Origin of the sequence: Gryllotalpicola protaetiae, from assembly GCF_003627055.1 — a bacterium.
Classification (GTDB): domain Bacteria; phylum Actinomycetota; class Actinomycetes; order Actinomycetales; family Microbacteriaceae; genus Gryllotalpicola; species Gryllotalpicola protaetiae.
Genome location: NZ_CP032624.1, coordinates 369,365 through 386,593, shown reverse-complemented (window position 1 = coordinate 386,593; position 17,229 = coordinate 369,365). Strand labels below are relative to the sequence as shown.

The window sequence follows — 17,229 nt, the reverse complement described above, 5'->3', positions numbered from 1 at the left end:
GTAAACGGATTCCTTCACCGCCGGTTTTCCGCGGGTGAACCTGGTCTCAGGCATCCGAACACCGTCGAAGGAGACAACATGTTCACTGGCATTCGGCCCGGCGACCAGACCCAGACCGCGATCGACCTCGAGGCGGAGTGGGCCACAGACCCGCGCTGGGCGAACACCACCCGCGACTACACGGCGGAGGACGTCGTCTCGCTGCGCGGCCCCGTCCGCGAGGACGCGACGCTCGCCCGTCGCGGGGCGGAGCGGCTCTGGGAGCTCATCCGCACGAGCGGCGAGGACCCGTCGTACTGGGTCGCGGCCCTCGGGGCGCTGACCGGAAACCAGGCTGTGCAGCAGGTCAAGGCCGGCCTCGACGCCATCTACCTGTCGGGCTGGCAGGTCGCGGCCGACGCGAACCTCGCCGGCCAGACGTACCCCGACCAGAGCCTCTACCCGGCGAACTCCGTTCCTGCCGTCGTGCGCCGCATCAACAACGCGCTGCTGCGCACCTCGCAGATCGAGTTCGCCGAGACCGGCCAGTCGAGCCGCGAGTGGACCGTGCCGATCGTGGCCGACGCCGAGGCCGGCTTCGGCGGCCCGCTGAACGCCTACGAGCTCATGCAGGCCATGATCCAGGCGGGCGCAGGCGGCGTGCACTGGGAGGACCAGCTCGCGAGCGAGAAGAAGTGCGGCCACATGGGCGGCAAGGTGCTCGTGCCGACCTCGCAGCACATCCGCACGCTGAACGCCGCGCGGCTCGCGGCGGACGTCGCGGGGGTGCCGTCGGTCATCATCGCGCGCACGGATTCCTTGGCCGCGACCCTGCTCACGAGTGACGTCGACGAGCGCGACCGCGAGTTCCTGACAGGCACGCGCACGGCAGAGGGCTTCTACGAGGTCGAGAACGGCATCCGCCCCGTGATCGGCCGCGGCCTCGCCTACGCGCCCTACGCCGACCTGCTCTGGGTCGAGTCGAGCAAACCCGACATCGAACTGGCGCGCACCTTCGCCGAAGCGATCCACGACATCTACCCCGACCAGCAGCTGGCCTACAACTGCTCGCCGAGCTTCAACTGGCGCGGCCATCTCGACGACGACCAGATCGCGAGCTTCCAGCGCGAGCTGTCGGCAATGGGGTACGCGTTCCAGTTCATCACCCTCGCGGGCTTCCACGCCCTGAACCACTCGATGTTCGACCTCGCGCACGGCTACAAGGACCGTCAGATGTCGGCGTACGTCGAGCTGCAGGAGGCGGAGTTCGCCTCCGAGTCACGCGGCTACACCGCGACCAAGCACCAGGCCGAAGTCGGCACCGGCTACTTCGACCGCATCGCGACGGCCCTGAACCCCACGGCCTCGACCCTCGCTCTCGTCGGCTCCACCGAGTCTGAGCAGTTCCATTGAGCCGCCCCATCTGAAACAGGGAGCACATCATGACCAAGCACATCGAATTCTCGGGGGAGCCCGCCCCGCGTCAGGACGAGATCCTGACGCCGGAGGCGCTCGCGTTCCTCGCCCAGCTGCACAGCGTGTTCGCGGGACGCCGCTCCGAGCGGATCCGCGAGCGCCGCATCCGCGTCGACGACATCGGCCGCGGCATCGACCCCGAGTTCCCGCCCGAGACGCGCCGGGTCCGCGAGGACGCAAGCTGGCGCGTCGCCGGCGCCGGCCCCGGGCTCGAAGACCGCCGCGTCGAGATCACCGGCCCGGCATCCGACCGCAAGATGACCGTCAACGCGCTCAACTCGGGCGCGAAGGTGTGGCTCGCCGACGCCGAGGACGCGTCGTCGCCCACCTGGGCGAACGTCATCGCCGTGCAGACGAACCTGTTCGACGCGATCCGCCGGCAGATCGACTTCACGACGCCAGAGGGAAAGGAATACCGACTCGGCGACACGACGCCGACGATCGTGTTCCGCCCGCGCGGGTGGCACCTCAAGGAGAGCCACCTGAAGTACGTCGACGCGCCCGGCACCGCCGCACCGGCATCCGCCTCGCTCGTCGACTTCGGCCTCTACCTGTTCCACAACGCGCACGAGCTGATCGCGCGCGGCACCGGCCCCTACGTCTACCTGCCGAAGATCGAGAACCGCTTCGAGGCGCGACTGTGGGACGACGTGTTCACCTTCACCGAGAACGCGCTCGGCCTCGAGCACGGCACGATCCGCGCGACGGTGCTGATCGAGACGATCACCGCGGCGTTCGAGCTCGACGAGATCCTGTACGAGCTGCGCGAGCACTGCGCCGGCCTCAACGCCGGTCGCTGGGACTACATCTTCAGCGTCATCAAGAACTTCCGCGACCGCGGCCCCGCCTTCGTGCTGCCCGACCGGTCGCAGGTCACGATGACGGTGCCGTTCATGCGGGCGTACACCGAACTGCTCGTCGCCACCTGTCACAAGCGGGGGGCATATGCCATCGGCGGCATGAGCGCCTTCATCCCGAACCGTAGGGACCCGGAGGCGAACGCCCGCGCGCTCGAGCAGGTCTCGAACGACAAGGGCAGGGAGGCCGACGATGGCTTCGACGGCTCGTGGGTCGCGCACCCCGACCTCGTGCCGATCGCGCGCGCCCAGTTCGATCGTGTTCTCGGCCAGAAGCCGAACCAGTTCGATCGGCTGCGCGAGGACGTGGCGGTCGAGGCTTCCCAGCTGATCGATCTGCGGATTCCCGGGGCGACGGTCACCGACGCGGGGGTGCGCACCAACGTGTCCGTCGGGCTGCGCTACATCGAGAGCTGGCTGCGCGGGAACGGCGCCGCCGCGATCGACAACCTCATGGAAGACGCGGCGACGGCCGAGATCAGCCGCTCGCAGCTGTGGCAGTGGATCCGCCAGGGGGTCACCACCGCCGAGGGCACTCCCGTCACGGCCGACCTCGTCGAGAACGTGCTCGTCGACGTGCTCGCCGAGCTGCCGGCGTTCGACGGCGACCGTTATTTCGACGCGGCGCGGGTGTTCGCCGAGGTCACGCTCGGCACCGAGTTCCCGCTGTTCCTCACGACGGGCGCGTACGCCGACTACCTGTCGGAGGACGTGCGCACGGGCGCGGTGAAGGTGGCGGCCTGACCGGCAGACCGCCTACGCCGCGCGCATCACGTTCGACGTGAACGACTGGACCCGCTGCAGCAGAGCCGCCCCGCGCTGGGCGATCAGCTGCGGCGGGTTCAGGTGCGGGGGCTGGCGCCTGATCAGCAGCGAGCAGGCCAGGTCCTCGCAGATGTAGGTGCCGATGGTGTCGCCGTTCCGGCCGGCGTCGCCAGCGCGCGGGGTAGAGAACATGCGCACCTGCGTCGCCGGCTGCGGCGAGTGGCAGAACGAGCACATCGCGGCGATGCCCGCCCGCATCGAGCCGCCCGCGGCGCGCACGACGATGCCGACCGGTCGCTGCTCGCCATCGTCCCAGTGCACGAGGTAGCCGAGCTGCGCGGCCTGCCCGTCGCGCCATCCCAGGAACTCCCGATCCTCCCAGATGGTCTCGTGGAGGCCGGGCAGGGGCAGCCGTGCGAGTTGATCTGCCGTCGCGTTCACGAACGCGCCGCGGATGTCTTCCTCGGTCAGAGCCCTCATGGTGTGCCAGCCTAACCACATGGCCACTAGCACAGATGCCACGCGCGACGCAGCGCCCGCGGGCTTCGCCGTCGAGCTCAACGCCCTGAACCCCATCCCCGAGTCCGAGCGCAAGGGCCGCCCGGCCACCCTGTTCTGGCCCTGGTTCGGCGCGAACGTGTCGGTCCTCGGGCTGGGATACGGCGCGTACCTGCTCGGCTACGGCATCTCGTTCGCCCAGGCGACGATCGTCGGCATCCTCGGAATCGTCATCTCGTTCCTGCTGTGCGGATTCATCGCGATCGCGGGCAAGCGGGGCTCCGCGCCGACGATGGTCCTGAGCCGCGCCGCGTTCGGGGTGAACGGCAACCGGCTGTCCTCCCTCATCTCGTGGGTGCTGACCGTCGGGTGGGAGACGGTGCTCGCCGCGCTCGCCGTGCTCGCGACCTCGACGGTTCTCAGCGCGCTCGGCTGGGGCGGCGGCACGCCCACGAAGATCGTCTCGCTCATCGTGGTGGTCGTGCTCGTCATCGGCGCCGGTGTCTTCGGCTTCGACATCGTCATGCGCCTGCAAGTGATCATCACCGTCGTGACGGGCGTGCTCACGGTCGTCTACTTCGTACTGGTGGCCGGGCACATCCACTGGGGAGCCGTCACCGCGCTTCCGGCCGGTTCCTTCCCGGCCGTCATCGGCGGCCTCGTGCTGATGATGACGGGCTTCGGGCTGGGGTGGGTGAACGCCGCGGCCGACTACTCGCGCTACCTGCCGCGCAGCGCCCGCAGCGGCGGCATCGTGTTCTGGACCACCCTCGGCGGCTCGGTCGCGCCCCTCGTGCTGTTCTTCTTCGGCATGCTGCTCGCCGGATCGTCGAAGACGCTCAACACGGCCATCAACGGCGACCCGATCGGCGCGCTCGCAACGATCCTGCCGACCTGGTTCCTCATCCCGTTCGCGATCGTCGCGGTGCTGGGACTTATCGGCGGGGCAGCGCTCGACATCTACTCGTCCGGGCTGTCGCTGCTCTCGATCGGCGTCAGGATCCCGCGCTACGCGGCCGCCGGCGTGGACGGCGTGATCATGATCATCGGCGCCGTCTACATCGTGTTCTTCGCGGGAGACTTCATCTACACCTTCGAGGGCTTCCTGATCACGCTGGGCGTGCCGATCGCGGCGTGGGCGGGCGTGATGCTCGCCGACATCCTGCTGCGCCGGAAGGAGTACGACCAGCCGGCCCTCTATGACCCGCGCGGCCGCTACGGCTCGGTCCGCTGGCTGCCGGTCGCGCTCGTCGTCGTGGGAACGGCCATCGGCTGGGGGCTCGTGACCAACACCTACGCGTCCTGGCTGACGTGGCAGGGCTATCTGCTCGGCCCGCTCGGGCTCGGCGGCGTAAAGGGCGACTGGGCCGGAGCGAATCTCGGCGTGATTCTCGCGCTGCTGATCGGCTTCGTCGGCACGCTGTTCAGCGCGGGCGCCGTGCGGCGACAGGAGGGCGGCGAGCGATGAGCACGGATGCCTGGCTCGTCGTCGTCGACATGCAGAACGTCTTCGCACACGACTCGCCGTGGGCGTCGCCGGACTACGAGACCGCGAGCGTAGGCATCCGCCGTCTCATGCCCGCCTTCGGCAATCGCGTCGTGTTCACGCGCTATGTCGCACCGGCCGAGCCGCGCGGCGCCTGGGTGCCGTACTTCGCGCAGTGGCCGTTCGCGCTCGTGCCCGCCGGCGACCCGCTGTACGCGTTCACGCCGGAGATCGAGGGTCTCGCGGCGGGGCGCCCGGTCGTGACCCGCGAGAGCTTCGGCAAGTGGGGGCTCGAGCTCAAGGCGGCGCTGCACGGGGCATCCGAGATCGTGCTCACCGGCGTGTCGACCGACTGCTGTGTGCTCTCGACGGCGCTGCCCGCCGCGGACGACGGCGTGCACGTGCTCGTGCCGACGGACGCCTGCGCCGGGGCTTCAGCCGCAGATCATCAGCGCGCGCTCGACGCGATGGCCCTCTACGCGCCCCTCATCGAGCTGACGACCGTCGACGACCTCCTCGGCTGAGCCGTCAGCCATGGCCTGAGCCACCCGGTCACGACGGGCAGCACGAACGGCACCATGATCGGGCACAGGATCGCGGTCGAGATGAGGCAGCGCAGCCAGATCGGCAGCAGGCCGAAGCTCGGCCAGAGCCAGGAGATGACGTAGGTGAACGCCGCGTTCACGGGGAAGAAGCCGCACCAGATCGCGATCGTCTGCTTCCAGGCGGGAGGAACGACGGGCGGCGCGGCGAGCGCCTCGAGCACGCCGGTCGCGGGCCGCGGCGCGTCGAACCAACCCTCGATGCCGGTGCGCCGCTCGGTGCGCTGGTGCGTGACCAGATCGCGGCCGCGCTCGAGCCACGCCGCGCGCTCCGTCGAGTTCTCCCACGCGTCGAGCCGCGCGCGATCGGCGAAGCGGTAGAGCATGTGCCACTCCTCGCCGTCGGCGGTGCCGCGCACCCACCCCGAGCCGAGGAATCCGTCGTAGCGGTTGGCGAGATTGACGCCCGCCTGCACCCAGCGCGTCGCTTCCGGGATCTTGTCCGGCTTGACGAGGCGGGTGATGCTGACGGTGATGGGCGGGGAGTCGGCATGGAGCTCTTTTGGAGACATGCTTTGAGCCTAGGCTCGGCTCGTGGACTTCAGGATCTTCATCGAGCCCCAGCAGGGCGCCACCTACGAGACCCAGCTCGCCGTCGCGCAGAAGGGTGAGGCGCTCGGCTACGACGCCTTCTTCCGCAGCGATCACTACCTCGCCATGAGCGGCGATGGCCTCCCTGGGCCCACCGATTCCTGGGTGACGCTCGGTGCGCTCGCCCGGGAGACCTCGCGGATCCGGCTCGGAACCCTCGTGACCTCGGCGACGTTCCGTCACCCCGGGCTGCTCGCGATCCAGGTCGCACAGGTCGACGACATGTCGGGTGGCCGTGTCGAGCTGGGCCTCGGCGCCGGCTGGTTCGAGGCGGAGCACACGGCCTACGGTGTCCCGTTCCCCGCGAAGAAGTTCGGCGCGTTCGAAGAGCAGCTCGACGTCATCACCGGACTGTGGAACACGCCGACCGGCGAGCGGTTCTCGTACTCCGGCGAGCACTACCGGATCGTCGACTCGCCCGCGCTGCCCAAGCCGGTGCAGCACCCTGTTCCGATCATCATCGGCGGCAGCGGCGCGTCGAAGACTCCCGCGCTCGCGGTGAAGTACGCGGCGGAGTACAACACCAACTTCACGGCGGACGCCGCGCTCAAGACCAACGTCGAGCGGGTGCGCGCCACGGCCGAGGCGGCGGGCCGTGACCCCGAGTCGCTGGTCTACTCGGTCGCGCGCACGCTGGCGGTCGGGACGACGGAAGCCGAAGCATCCGCCCTCGCGCAGCGGATCGGCCGCGACCCGGCCGAGCTCGCCGAATCGGGCTGGTATGGCAGCCCCCAGCAGCTGGTCGACCAGATCGGCCGCCTCACCGAGTTCGGCATCAGTCGCGTGTACTTCCAGCTGTGGGACATCGGCGAGGTCGAGCAGCTCGACCTCGTCGCGTCGGAGGTCATGCCGCACTTCGCGTGACGGACTGCGCTCGGGGTGGGGACGCGCGCGTTCCGGTTCTCGGGCGCTAGGGCCCGAACCTATTTCGCAGGATTGCTCCTACCGAAACCCGGCTACGCGTACGCGCAATCGTGCGCTTTACGCGCGGTGCCTACGCGCGGCCGCCGAGGTCGGGCGCAGCCACCCGTCACTCTGCGCCGAGCTCGGCGGTCTGCAGTCGCGCGGCGTCTTCAGACGGCGGGGCGCCGAACATCCGCCGGTACTCGCGGCTGAACTGCGAGAGCGACTGGTAGCCGACGGCGTGGCCGACCCTGGCGATGTCGCCCGGGGCGGCGAGCAGCTCGAGGCGTGCCTGCTGCAGCCGCAAGGCCTTCTGGTACTGCAGCGGGCTCATGCCGGTGATCGCGCGGAAGTAGCGGTTGAGGCTCGAGACGCTCAGCCCGAGTCGGGCGGCGAGGTCGTCGGCGCGCAACGGGGCGTCGAGGTTGGCGCGCAGCCAGCCGACGGCCTTGCCTACGAGGCTCAGCCGCGAGTCGGGCAGACCGAATTGGCGTACGAGGCCGCCTTGCGGGCCGGAGAGCAGGCGCCAGTGGATCTCGCGCTTGACGCCTGGCGCGAGGAGCCTGTAGTCGAGCGGTCTGTCGGCGAGCCGAAGCAGCCGTTCGATCGCGCCGAGCAGATCGTCGTCCGCATCGCTCACCGCGAGACCGGGCTGCTCGCGCTCTGAGGCGATGCGGCGGGCCGTGCCGTCGGACTCGAGCATCAGGGCCGAGACGATCTCCGGCTGCAGCGGCATGCCAAGTGCGACGAACGGATGCCGGGGCGAGGCCTCGGTGATCTGCGAGGTCAGCGGAAGGTCGACCGTCACGATCAGGAACTGACCGGCGCGGTAGTCGTAGACCTGCTCGCCGAGTGACGAGCGCTTCGCGCCGCGCAGCACGAGGGCGAGGTTCGCCCGCGCGATGCCGCCGAGAGGCTGGGTCGGCGTGGTCGTGCGGAACAGCGACATGCCATCGACCCAGGTCGGGGTCGCGGGCTGCGGCGCGCGTGCGGCGACGAGCTCGCGCAGGGACTCGAGGGCGGTCACGGAGCGAGTCAAGCACGCCAATGCCCGAATCGCGTCCCGGTGAGCGGATCAGGCAAGAGCGCGCGCGGATCGATCTAGGACCCGCACCGGATCGTGCGCAGGCTGAGGTCATGACCGAATTGAACGACTACGTCACCCTGGGCCGCTCCGGCCTGCACCTCAGCCCCGCGACGCTCGGCACCATGACCTTCGGCGAGGACAACGGGTGGGGAGCTTCGGTCGAGGCATCCGTCGCCATGCTCGATCGCTATGTCGACGCGGGCGGCAACTCGATCGACACCGCCAACATCTACACGAACGGGCACAGCGAGGCCATCGTCGGCGACTGGCTCTCTGCGCGCGGAGCGCTGCGGGATCGGCTCGTCGTCGGCACGAAGTTCTTCGCGAATCTGCACACGGGCGACCCGAACGGCGGGGGAGCGAGCCGCAAGGCGATCCTGCATCAGCTCGAGGATTCCCTGCGACGTCTGCGTACGGACTACGTCGATGTCTACTGGCTGCACAACTTCGACGCGGTGACTCCTCGGGAGGAGACGCTGCGCGCTCTGGACGATCTCGTCACAGCGGGGAAGGTGCGCTACCTCGGCTTCTCCGACGTTCCGGCCTGGTCGACCGCAGCGGCGGCGCTCACCGCGTCGTTCCGGGGATGGGCGCCGATCGTCGGGCTTCAGCTCGAGTACTCGCTGCTCGAGCGCACCGGCGAGGCCGAGCTGCTGCCGATGGCCGACGACCTCGGTCTCGGGGCGCTCGCGTGGGGGCCGCTCAAGAGCGGGTGGCTGAGCGGGAAGTTCTCGTCGGCGAGGGTCGGGGAGCACGTCGACACCGCTCGCGGCGAGCTCGTCGGGGCGCCGAGCAGCGCCGACTATCCGGTGATCGACGCCCTCAACTCGGTCGCGGCAGAGCTCGGGGCGCCAGCCGCGACCGTCGCCCTCGCCTGGGTGCGAGGGAGCGCCGGGATAACTTCGACACTGCTCGGCGCGCGCACGATGCATCAGCTCGAGGCGAACCTGGCGTCGCTTCGGTTCGAACTGCCTGCCGATGCGCGGAGGGCTCTCGACGAGGCATCCGCACCCCATCTCCCGTTCCCAATCGAGAACAACCGTCACCTCGCGCCGATGCTCCAGTTCAACGGCGCGAGCGTGAACGGCGTCGCGCACGCGCGCTTCCCGATGCTGGAGCAGAGCGCGACGCGGTACTAGGTGTGCCACTTGATCGGGATTGGCGTCTCGGGGCGGGGCCGCGCGCGACGTACGGTTCGATCATGACGATCACCGCGACTTCGACTGACCTGGCTATCGCGCACTTCGCGGGCAAGCTCGCGTTCGAGACGGACTCCTCCGACGTGCATGCCGCGCAGGAAGCCGGCGAGCGGTTCGTGCTGATCGACTCGCGCGGGGATGCGGCCTGGTCGCAGGGGCGCATCGTCGGAGCGCTGCATCTGCCGACCGCCCAGATCGCGGCGCGAGCGCCGGAGGAGATCCCGCTCGACGTGCCCGTCGTGACGTACTGCTGGGGGCCGGGCTGCAACGGGTCGACGCGGGCGGCTCTCGAGTTCGCGAAGCTCGGCTACCAGGTCAAGGAGATGATCGGCGGCTTCGAGTACTGGGCGCGCGAGGGCTACCCGGTCGAAGACGACCACGGGCCCGTCGTGCGAGCCAAGGACCCGCTGACGGCGCCGGTCGACGGGATCATCACCTGCGATTGCTGAACCGTCGCGGCATGGAACGCACGATTCGTCACATCGAATGCGGGATTCCGGGTGACGAAGCGTGCGTTTGGTGACGAATCGTGCGGTGGTCAGCTGTCGAACCCCAGCCCCATGGCGTCGAGGGTCTTGAGCAGCAGGTTGCGGCGACCGTAGTTGTGGTCGGCGCGGTCCATCGCCCAGCGGGTCGCCGCGATTCCGGCCATTGCGAACGGCTCGGGCGGGAACGGCAGCGGCTTGCGCCGGACCATCTCGAGCTCGGTGCGCTCGGTGGTGAGCCCGGCCAGCCGGTCGAGCAGCACCTCGGCCGCGAAGTGCGTCGCCCCGACGCCGAGCCCGGTGAATCCCGCCGCCGTGGCGACCCGGCCGCCGAGGTCGAGCCCGTAGAACGCGCAGAACTGGCTCGACGTGTCGATCGCGCCCGCCCAGCGGTGCGTGAAGCGCAGCCCCTCGAGCTGCGGGAACGTCGTGAAGAAATGCGAGGCGAGGGTGCGGAACGTCTCGTCGCGCTCCTCATACGACACGTGCACGTCGCGCCCGAAGTGATAGATCGCGTCGTAGCCGCCGAATAGGATGCGATTGTCGGCCGTCAACCGGTAGTAGTGGAACTGGTTCGCGAGGTCGGCCATGCCCTGCCGCCCCTGCCACCCGATCGACGCGCTCTGCTCGGCCGACAGCGGCTCGGTCATCAGCACATAGTCGTATACCGGCACGGTGTAGAGCCGGTACCGCTTGAGCAGCGGCGAGAACGCGTTCGTCGCGAGCACCACCTGCGCGGCTCGCACGCCGGCGCGCGCGGTCGTGAGCGTCACCGCCCCGTTCTCGTCGTAGAGCTCGTCGACGAGCGAGTTCTCGAACACCTCGACGCCGAGTGAGGCCGCGACCCTGGCGAGCTCCTTCGCGAGCTTCGCCGGGTGCACGAGGGCGGTGTCGCGGTAAGGCCGGCCGCCCAGATAGGTGGGGGAATGCACCTCGGCCTGCACGGCGGACTGGTCGAGGAATCCGGCCTTCGATGGCTCGATCCAGCCGAGCTGGTGCTCTTCCAGCGCGACGTCGATCGACCCGTTGTGCTCCCATTCGCAGTCGAGGCCGAGCTCGGCGACCGCACGCTCCATCGCCTCGAGATTCTCGAGTCCGAGCCGGTTCAGGGTGTCGAGCTCCTTCGGCCACCGGTTGCCGCCGTTCACCTCGCCGTGCGTCAGGCTCGCCTCGACGAACCCGCCGTTCCGGCCCGACGCGGCCCAGCCGATGGTCTGCCCCTCGAGCAGCGCGACGCGCGCGTCGGGGTTGCGCTGCTTCGCCTTGATGGCCGACCACAGGCCGAGATAACCGCCGCCGACGACGGCCAGATCGACATCCAGCCACGCAGACAGCGTCGGATAAACTGTGCGATCTCTCGCATCGTCGAGCCAGAACACCCGGTGCTCAGTGCCCTCCAGCGCGTGCGAAATCACGCCCGGCTCAGGCGCCTGACGTTCGAAGACGATGTCGCTGCCGCGCCCGAACAATGGATTCCGCATGCTTCCCGACACTATTTGTCACGATTCCGTTGTCAAGTTCGCCTGGATGTATTGGAACCGAAACAATCGCATGATTAGGATGCCGTCACCATGACGACACCCGAAGCCGCTGCCGCGCCGGCAGCAGAAGCCGCCATCTCGCTCGACGGCGTCAGCCGGCGCTTCGGCGATTCCGTCGCCGTCGAGCGCATCGACCTCGACCTCGCCGCCGGCGAGTTCTTCGCACTGCTCGGCCCCTCCGGCTGCGGCAAGACGACCACGCTGCGCATGATCGGTGGATTCGACCTGCCGACCACGGGCCGCATCAGCCTCGCGGGCACAGACGTCACCCTGCTGCCGCCGCATCGCCGCGACGTCAACACCGTGTTCCAGAGCTATGCGCTGTTCCCGCATCTGACGGTGCTCGACAACGTCACGTTCGGCCTGCGCCGCAAGGGCGTCGCGAAGGCGGAGGCCGAGCGGCGCGCGCAGGAGTACCTCGACCTCGTCGGTCTCACCGGCTTCGGCGCTCGCCGCCCGCTGCAGCTCTCCGGCGGCCAGCAGCAGCGCGTCGCACTGGCCCGCGCGCTCGTGAACCATCCCAAGGTGCTGCTGCTCGACGAGCCCATGGGGGCGCTCGATGCGAAGATCCGCAAGAGCATGCAGGTCGAGCTGAAGCGCATCCAGCGCGAGGTCGGCATCACCTTCCTCTACGTCACGCACGACCAGGGCGAGGCCATGTCGATGGCCGATCGCCTCGCCGTCATGAACCAGGGGCACGTCGAGGACCTCGGTGCGCCGCAGCGCGTCTACGACCGGCCGGCGACCCAGTTCGTGGCCGAGTTCCTCGGCACGTGCAACGTGCTGCCGGTGACGACGGATGCCTCGGGAGCCCGCCTCCCCGACGGCGGCCTGGTCGCAGTCGCCGGCGCGGCGACGCCGACCGGCACCGGCTGGAAGATCGGCATCCGCCCCGAGAAGCTGCAGCTGCTCCCGCTCGTCGCCGGGGCCGCGGCGCCGGCCGGCCCGAACCGCACGACCGCGACGGTCACCGAGGTCACCTTCCTCGGCGCGAGCACCGAGGCCGCCCTCATCACACCGTGGGGCTCGGTGCTGCACGCCTTCAAGCAGAACATCGGCACCGAGACCGTGATCCGCCCAGGCGACACCGTCGAGGTGTCATGGGATGCCTCGCAGGCCTTCTTCCTTCCCCCCTCAGCAATCCCCGCAAACGACCCGACCTCGATCCCTGAAACGGAGGCCGCATGAATCGCGAGCCCATCACCCCCGCACTGCTGCGCGGACTCACCCAGGCGCGCGTCAGCCGCCGCGCGATGCTGCGCGGCGCCGGAGTGGCGACCGGTGCGGTCGCGCTGAGCTCGTTGCTCGCCGCCTGCGGAATCCAGGGCACGCAGAAGGCGGGCACCGCATCCGGCCCCGTCACCGACTGGACGAAGTACTGGGCAGACCACAAGAAGACGGGCACGCTGAACTTCGCGAACTGGCCGCTCTACATCGACCAGGACGACAGCGGGAAGAGCAAGTCGCTCGACGACTTCACGAAGAAGACCGGCATCAAGGTCAACTACAAGGAGGTCATCCAGGCGAACGACTCGTTCTACGCCAAGATCTCACCGCTGCTCAAGGCGGACCAGTCGACCGGGTACGACCTGATCGTCATCACGAACGGGTGGGAGCTCACCGAGCTGCTGAACAACGCCTGGCTCGTGCAGCTCGACCAGACCAAGATCCCGAACTTCAAGGCGAACGCGGATCGCACCGTGCTCTCGCCGAGCTACGACCCCGGCGCAGCGCACACCATGGTGTGGCAGACCGGCTTCACCGGCCTCGCATACAACGAGAAGCTCACGGGCGGCCCGATCACGAGCTTCGCCGACCTGCTCGATCCGAAGTTCAAGGGCAAGATCGGCCTGTTCTCCGACACGACCGAGCTCGGCAACGCCGCGCTGCTCGCGGTCGGAGCCGATCCGGCGACGGCGACGCAGGCCGACTGGGCGAAGGCGAAGGACTGGCTCGAGAAGCTCAAGCCGAACATCGCGAAGTTCTACGACCAGGGTTACACGGATGCCCTGCAGAACGGCGACATCTGGATCAGCCAGGCCTGGTCCGGCGACATCTACCAGGTGCAGGCCGGCGGCCACGACGAGATCAAGTTCGTCACGCCGACCGAAGGCCAGATCATGTGGCACGACAACATGTGCATCCCGATCACGGCACAGAACCCCGTCGATGCGCTGACGTGGATGGACTACTACTACCAGCCAGAAGTCGCGGGCGCGGTCGAGGACTACGTCAACTACGTCTGCCCCGTGCCGGCGGCCAAGGACTACATCCTCAACACCCTCGACGACCCAGATGTGGCGAACAGCCCGCTCGTGTTCCCCTCGGCTGACGTGCTCGCGAAGTCCCACGAGTACTACGTGTTCAAGGACCGCGCCGACTACGACAAGTGGCAGGACGTGTTCAACCCGATCGTCCAGTCATGAAGCTGAGGAAGTACGCGACTCCCTATCTGCTGGGTGGGGTGGGCTCGCTGTGGCTCATCGTGCTGTTCCTCATCCCGCTGATCAGCCAGCTGCTCGTCTCGCTCATGACGGGCAACCTCGACCAGGGCTACACGCTGACCTGGAACTTCGGGATCTACCGCGAGCTCTTCGTCGGCGCGGACGTTAACTACCTGCTGTTCCTCGGCCGCTCGCTGCTCTTCGGTGCGACGGCGACGTTCATCACGATCGTCGTCGCGTACCCCGTCGCGTACTTCCTCGCCTTCCGAGCAAGCGCCAGGTGGAAGAATCCGCTGCTGCTGCTCGTGATGCTGTCGTTCTTCGTGTCGTTCATCATCCGCACCAACATGTGGGTCTTCCTGCTCGGCGGTCAGGGGCCGGTGCTCTCGTTCCTGAGGAACCTGCACCTGATCGGCGCCGACGCGCACGTGCTCGGCACGCCGGGCGCCGTGATCGGCGGCATGGCCTACAACGACCTCGCATTCATGGTGCTGCCGATCTACGTCGCGCTCGAGCGCATCGACCCGCGGCTGTTCGAGGCGGCGCAGGACCTCTACGGCAACCAGCGCACGGTGTTCTTCAAGACGACGCTGCCGCTGTCGCGGTCGGGCATCTTCGCCGGCATCCTGCTCGTCTTCATCGACACCGTGGGCGACCCGGTGAACCCGTCGCTGCTCGGCGGCCAGTCGACCTACACCCTCGGGCAGGCGATTCAGAACGTGTTCCTGACACAGCAGGAGTACAACGTGGCCGCGGCGCTGTCGACGGTCATGATGATCGCGCTCGGCATCATCCTGTTCGCCTATGCGCGGGTGTTCGGCACCGACAACATCGAGGACCTCGTATGACCGCCGCGAACCGCCTCGCCGACGCCCGGCCGCTGAACCCGCGGGCGCGTCGTCGGCCGCTGCTGCCGATCATCTACTGGCTGGTCGTCGCGATCACGCTCGTGCCGATCGCCGTGATGGTCGTCTACAGCTTCAACGTCGCGCCGAACCACCGCATCACCTACGTGTGGCACGGCTTCACGCTCAACTACTACGTGCACCTCGCCGACCTGTCCGGCCTCTGGCAGGCGTTCGTGCTGTCGATCGTGATCGCCGTCGTCTCCGGTCTCATCTCGGTCCTCATCGGCACGCCGCTCGCGCTCGCGCTCGAACGGCACAGATTCTGGGGCAGGCGGCTGCTCACCGGCATCCTGTTCGTCGACATCGCCGCCCCCTCGATCGTCGTCGGCGCCGCCGCGCTGTCGTTCTTCCTCTCGATCGGCGTGCACACGGGGGTCGTGACGATCCTGCTGGTGCACGTGACCTTCAACATCGCCTACGTCGTCGTGACGCTGCGTGCGCGTCTGTCCGGTGTCGGCACGGCGCTCGAGCAGGCGGCGGCCGACCTCGGCGCGGCGCCGGTCAACGCGTTCTTCCGCGTCACCCTGCCGATCATGATGCCGGGCATCGTGGCCGCGTTCATGCTCGCGCTCGCGATGTCGATCGACGACTACGTGATCACGTCGTTCGTGGCGGGGTCGGCGACGACCTTCCCGCTCTTCGTCTACGGCGTGAAGACCGGACTGCCGCCGCAGGTGCTGTGCATGGGCACGATCATCTTCGCGGTCGGTCTGCTGCTCGCGCTCCTCAACGGGGCGCTCAACCGGCGCGGGCGCGCCTAACCGCGCTGCCGGCTGAGCTGGCTGTCGCGCAGCTCGTCGACCAGCTCGGGCTGCGAGCGCAGGTAGCGCACCCCCGACTGCGTGCCCCAGAGGTACAGCGCCGTGTTCACGGCGGCGACGATCACCGAGTCCCAGGGCGACGGCACGAGGTGCCGGCCGCCGTAGTCGCCGAGGTACGAGCCGGCGTAGATGACGATGAGGTACGCGACGAGCCACACGCCGCCCCTCACCTCGCCCCAGCCGTGGTGCTGGACTCCGTAGGTGACGGCGTACCAGATGAGCCCGACCACGACGATCGGGATTGTCAGCACGAGCTCCGACCACGGCACCCAGTAGATGACGAGTCCGCTCACGACGAACGCGAACGGTGCGATGACGACCATGCCGGGAATCCGATCGGCCTTGTCTGCGATGCCTGCGCGCCGGAAGGCGACCAGCGAGACCGAGCCGATCGAGAAGGTGAAGGCGATCAGCGTGCCCGTGACGCCGATGATCTGGTGCCAGCTCGGCAGCGGCAGCAGAAACAGGATGCCGACGAGGAAATTGAGCATGAGCGCGCGCCGCGGTACACCGGAGCCCCGGTGGACCTTCGAGAGCCAGCCCGGGAAGAAGCGGTTCTTCGACAGGCCGAACACGTTGCGCGCGTTCGATGCGGTGAAGACGATCGCCGAGCCCGACGGCGAGATCATCGAGTCGGCGATGAGGATCCAGTACAGCCAGGTGAAGCCGACCAGCATCGCGATCTGGGCGAAGGGCGAGTCGAAGTCCACGCCGCTCCAGCCGTGGCCGAGCAGGTGCTGCGGTACGCCGAACAGGAACGCGGTCTGCAGCAGCAGGTACAGCACGATCGCGAGCAGGATCGTCGTGATGAGCGACGCGGGGATGTTGCGGCGCGGGTTCTTCGCCTCGCCGGACAGTTCGATGATGTTGCGGAAGCCTGTGTAGGCGAACACCATGCCGGCCGTGGCGATCGTGCCGAGCGCAGCCCCGATGCCGTAGGGCGCGAAGCCGCCGCCCGTGGCGATGTTGTCCGGGCCGCCCGCGCCGCCCGAGTGCATGAAGCCGCTCGCGAGCAGCGAGGCGACGCACAGCAGCGGGATGCAGATCTTGACGGCCGTCACCACGTTGTTGCTGCGGGCGAAGAACTGCACGCCGAAGTAGTTGATGACGACGAACACGGCCATGAGGCCGACGGCGATGAGGATGCCGGCGAGCGTGAGCTGGCTGTGCCGGTAGAGCCCCGGCAGGTATGAGCTGGCGTACTGCACGACGCCCGCCGCCTCGGTCGGCGGGTTGGCGACGTAGGTCACCCACATGCTCCAGCCGACGATGCTGGCGGCGAAGCGCCCGTTCGAGTACAGCGGGTAGCGCACGAGGCCGCCCGATTCGGGGTGCACCATGCCGAGCTCGGCGAACACCAGCGCGACAGCGAGCATCACGGCGCCGCCGATCACCCAGGCGATCAGCGAGGCCGGGCCGGATGCCTGCGCCGCGTACATCGCCGAGAACAGCCACCCCGAGCCGATGACGCTGCCGATGCCCGTCGCGACGAGCGACCAGTAGCCGAGCCGCTGCTTGAGATGACTGTCTTCCGTCTGGACGGATTCCCGTACCGCAGTCGCCGTTTCCATGATCGGGTGGTACCCC

General features: G+C 68.6%; 16 protein-coding genes. 11 read left to right on the top strand and 5 right to left on the bottom strand.

Annotated elements, in window-relative coordinates; genetic code table 11:
* The first annotated feature begins 78 nt into the window (after positions 1-78).
* Together aceA and aceB are read left to right on the top strand one after the other, a co-directional pair.
* Positions 79-1,392, top strand: a complete 1,314-nt coding sequence (aceA, locus tag D7I44_RS01990) for an isocitrate lyase (RefSeq protein ID WP_120787960.1) — start codon at positions 79-81, stop codon at positions 1,390-1,392.
* A gap of 29 nt (positions 1,393-1,421) precedes the next feature.
* Entirely contained in the window at positions 1,422-3,056 is a 1,635-nt protein-coding gene (gene aceB / locus D7I44_RS01985; protein WP_120787959.1) for a malate synthase A, read from the top strand.
* A gap of 12 nt (positions 3,057-3,068) precedes the next feature.
* Here aceB and D7I44_RS01980 read toward each other — a convergent pair whose 3' ends face one another.
* Positions 3,069-3,557 carry an FBP domain-containing protein gene (locus D7I44_RS01980; protein WP_162940006.1) on the bottom strand — a complete coding sequence of 163 codons (489 nt, stop codon included), beginning with the start codon at positions 3,555-3,557 and terminating at the stop codon, positions 3,069-3,071.
* A gap of 19 nt (positions 3,558-3,576) precedes the next feature.
* Between D7I44_RS01980 and D7I44_RS01975 the strand changes: the two genes are divergently transcribed.
* On the top strand, positions 3,577-5,043 hold the full coding sequence (locus tag D7I44_RS01975; RefSeq protein ID WP_120787957.1) for a purine-cytosine permease family protein: 1,467 nt from the start codon (positions 3,577-3,579) through the stop codon (positions 5,041-5,043).
* The gene (locus D7I44_RS01970; RefSeq protein WP_120787956.1) at positions 5,040-5,585 is read left to right on the top strand and encodes a cysteine hydrolase family protein; all 546 of its coding nucleotides are present in this window, start codon (positions 5,040-5,042) and stop codon (positions 5,583-5,585) included. The genes D7I44_RS01975 and D7I44_RS01970 overlap by 4 nt, the downstream gene beginning before the upstream one ends.
* Here the strand turns inward: D7I44_RS01970 and D7I44_RS01965 are convergent.
* Complete coding sequence (locus D7I44_RS01965; protein WP_120787955.1) at positions 5,537-6,175, bottom strand: antibiotic biosynthesis monooxygenase; 639 nt, start codon at positions 6,173-6,175, stop codon at positions 5,537-5,539. The two genes, D7I44_RS01970 and D7I44_RS01965, sit on opposite strands and share 49 nt — an antisense overlap.
* A gap of 22 nt (positions 6,176-6,197) precedes the next feature.
* Here D7I44_RS01965 and D7I44_RS01960 point away from each other — a divergent pair, with 22 nt between their 5' ends.
* Positions 6,198-7,118 (top strand): LLM class F420-dependent oxidoreductase, encoded by a 921-nt coding sequence (locus D7I44_RS01960; RefSeq protein WP_120787954.1) that lies wholly within the window; start codon positions 6,198-6,200, stop codon positions 7,116-7,118.
* Positions 7,119-7,284: 166 nt separating this feature from the next.
* Here D7I44_RS01960 and D7I44_RS01955 read toward each other — a convergent pair whose 3' ends face one another.
* Complete coding sequence (locus D7I44_RS01955) at positions 7,285-8,184, bottom strand: AraC family transcriptional regulator (protein WP_220093814.1); 900 nt, start codon at positions 8,182-8,184, stop codon at positions 7,285-7,287.
* Between the two features lie 110 nt (positions 8,185-8,294).
* Between D7I44_RS01955 and D7I44_RS01950 the strand changes: the two genes are divergently transcribed.
* Positions 8,295-9,383 (top strand): aldo/keto reductase, encoded by a 1,089-nt coding sequence (locus D7I44_RS01950; RefSeq protein WP_120787953.1) that lies wholly within the window; start codon positions 8,295-8,297, stop codon positions 9,381-9,383.
* A 62-nt stretch (positions 9,384-9,445) separates the two neighbouring features.
* The gene (locus D7I44_RS01945; protein WP_120787952.1) at positions 9,446-9,892 is read left to right on the top strand and encodes a rhodanese-like domain-containing protein; all 447 of its coding nucleotides are present in this window, start codon (positions 9,446-9,448) and stop codon (positions 9,890-9,892) included.
* An 89-nt stretch (positions 9,893-9,981) separates the two neighbouring features.
* Here D7I44_RS01945 and D7I44_RS01940 read toward each other — a convergent pair whose 3' ends face one another.
* Positions 9,982-11,409, bottom strand: coding sequence for an NAD(P)/FAD-dependent oxidoreductase (locus tag D7I44_RS01940; RefSeq protein ID WP_120787951.1), 1,428 nt, complete (start codon positions 11,407-11,409; stop codon positions 9,982-9,984).
* A 90-nt stretch (positions 11,410-11,499) separates the two neighbouring features.
* On the opposite strand from D7I44_RS01940, the gene D7I44_RS01935 reads away from it, so the two are divergent.
* Genes D7I44_RS01935 through D7I44_RS01920 form a run of 4 tightly spaced genes read left to right on the top strand, consistent with a single transcriptional unit; the run spans position 11,500 to position 15,582 of the window.
* Positions 11,500-12,657 (top strand): ABC transporter ATP-binding protein, encoded by a 1,158-nt coding sequence (locus D7I44_RS01935; protein ID WP_120787950.1) that lies wholly within the window; start codon positions 11,500-11,502, stop codon positions 12,655-12,657.
* Positions 12,654-13,895: a polyamine ABC transporter substrate-binding protein gene (locus tag D7I44_RS01930; protein ID WP_120787949.1), complete on the top strand. Its 1,242-nt coding sequence runs from the start codon at positions 12,654-12,656 to the stop codon at positions 13,893-13,895. The genes D7I44_RS01935 and D7I44_RS01930 overlap by 4 nt, the downstream gene beginning before the upstream one ends.
* Complete coding sequence (locus tag D7I44_RS01925; RefSeq protein ID WP_120787948.1) at positions 13,892-14,761, top strand: ABC transporter permease; 870 nt, start codon at positions 13,892-13,894, stop codon at positions 14,759-14,761. The genes D7I44_RS01930 and D7I44_RS01925 overlap by 4 nt, the downstream gene beginning before the upstream one ends.
* Positions 14,758-15,582: an ABC transporter permease gene (locus D7I44_RS01920; RefSeq protein WP_120787947.1), complete on the top strand. Its 825-nt coding sequence runs from the start codon at positions 14,758-14,760 to the stop codon at positions 15,580-15,582. Before D7I44_RS01925 ends, D7I44_RS01920 begins: the two co-directional genes overlap by 4 nt.
* Here the strand turns inward: D7I44_RS01920 and D7I44_RS01915 are convergent.
* Positions 15,579-17,213 (bottom strand): APC family permease, encoded by a 1,635-nt coding sequence (locus D7I44_RS01915; protein WP_120787946.1) that lies wholly within the window; start codon positions 17,211-17,213, stop codon positions 15,579-15,581. The two genes, D7I44_RS01920 and D7I44_RS01915, sit on opposite strands and share 4 nt — an antisense overlap.
* Positions 17,214-17,229: the final 16 nt, after the last annotated feature.

Bases quoted from the DNA above. Each gene is read 5' to 3' on its own strand.
- D7I44_RS01930 (WP_120787949.1), top strand. From the start codon at position 12,654: ATGAATCGCGAGCCCATCACCCCCGCACTGCTGCGCGGACTCACCCAG.
- D7I44_RS01935 (WP_120787950.1), top strand. From the start codon at position 11,500: ATGACGACACCCGAAGCCGCTGCCGCGCCGGCAGCAGAAGCCGCCATC.
- D7I44_RS01965 (WP_120787955.1), bottom strand. From the start codon at position 6,175: ATGTCTCCAAAAGAGCTCCATGCCGACTCCCCGCCCATCACCGTCAGC.
- D7I44_RS01945 (WP_120787952.1), top strand. From the start codon at position 9,446: ATGACGATCACCGCGACTTCGACTGACCTGGCTATCGCGCACTTCGCG.
- D7I44_RS01940 (WP_120787951.1), bottom strand. From the start codon at position 11,409: ATGCGGAATCCATTGTTCGGGCGCGGCAGCGACATCGTCTTCGAACGT.
- D7I44_RS01975 (WP_120787957.1), top strand. From the start codon at position 3,577: ATGGCCACTAGCACAGATGCCACGCGCGACGCAGCGCCCGCGGGCTTC.
- D7I44_RS01950 (WP_120787953.1), top strand. From the start codon at position 8,295: ATGACCGAATTGAACGACTACGTCACCCTGGGCCGCTCCGGCCTGCAC.
- aceA (WP_120787960.1), top strand. From the start codon at position 79: ATGTTCACTGGCATTCGGCCCGGCGACCAGACCCAGACCGCGATCGAC.
- D7I44_RS01920 (WP_120787947.1), top strand. From the start codon at position 14,758: ATGACCGCCGCGAACCGCCTCGCCGACGCCCGGCCGCTGAACCCGCGG.
- aceB (WP_120787959.1), top strand. From the start codon at position 1,422: ATGACCAAGCACATCGAATTCTCGGGGGAGCCCGCCCCGCGTCAGGAC.
- D7I44_RS01925 (WP_120787948.1), top strand. From the start codon at position 13,892: ATGAAGCTGAGGAAGTACGCGACTCCCTATCTGCTGGGTGGGGTGGGC.
- D7I44_RS01915 (WP_120787946.1), bottom strand. From the start codon at position 17,213: ATGGAAACGGCGACTGCGGTACGGGAATCCGTCCAGACGGAAGACAGT.
- D7I44_RS01970 (WP_120787956.1), top strand. From the start codon at position 5,040: ATGAGCACGGATGCCTGGCTCGTCGTCGTCGACATGCAGAACGTCTTC.
- D7I44_RS01980 (WP_162940006.1), bottom strand. From the start codon at position 3,557: ATGAGGGCTCTGACCGAGGAAGACATCCGCGGCGCGTTCGTGAACGCG.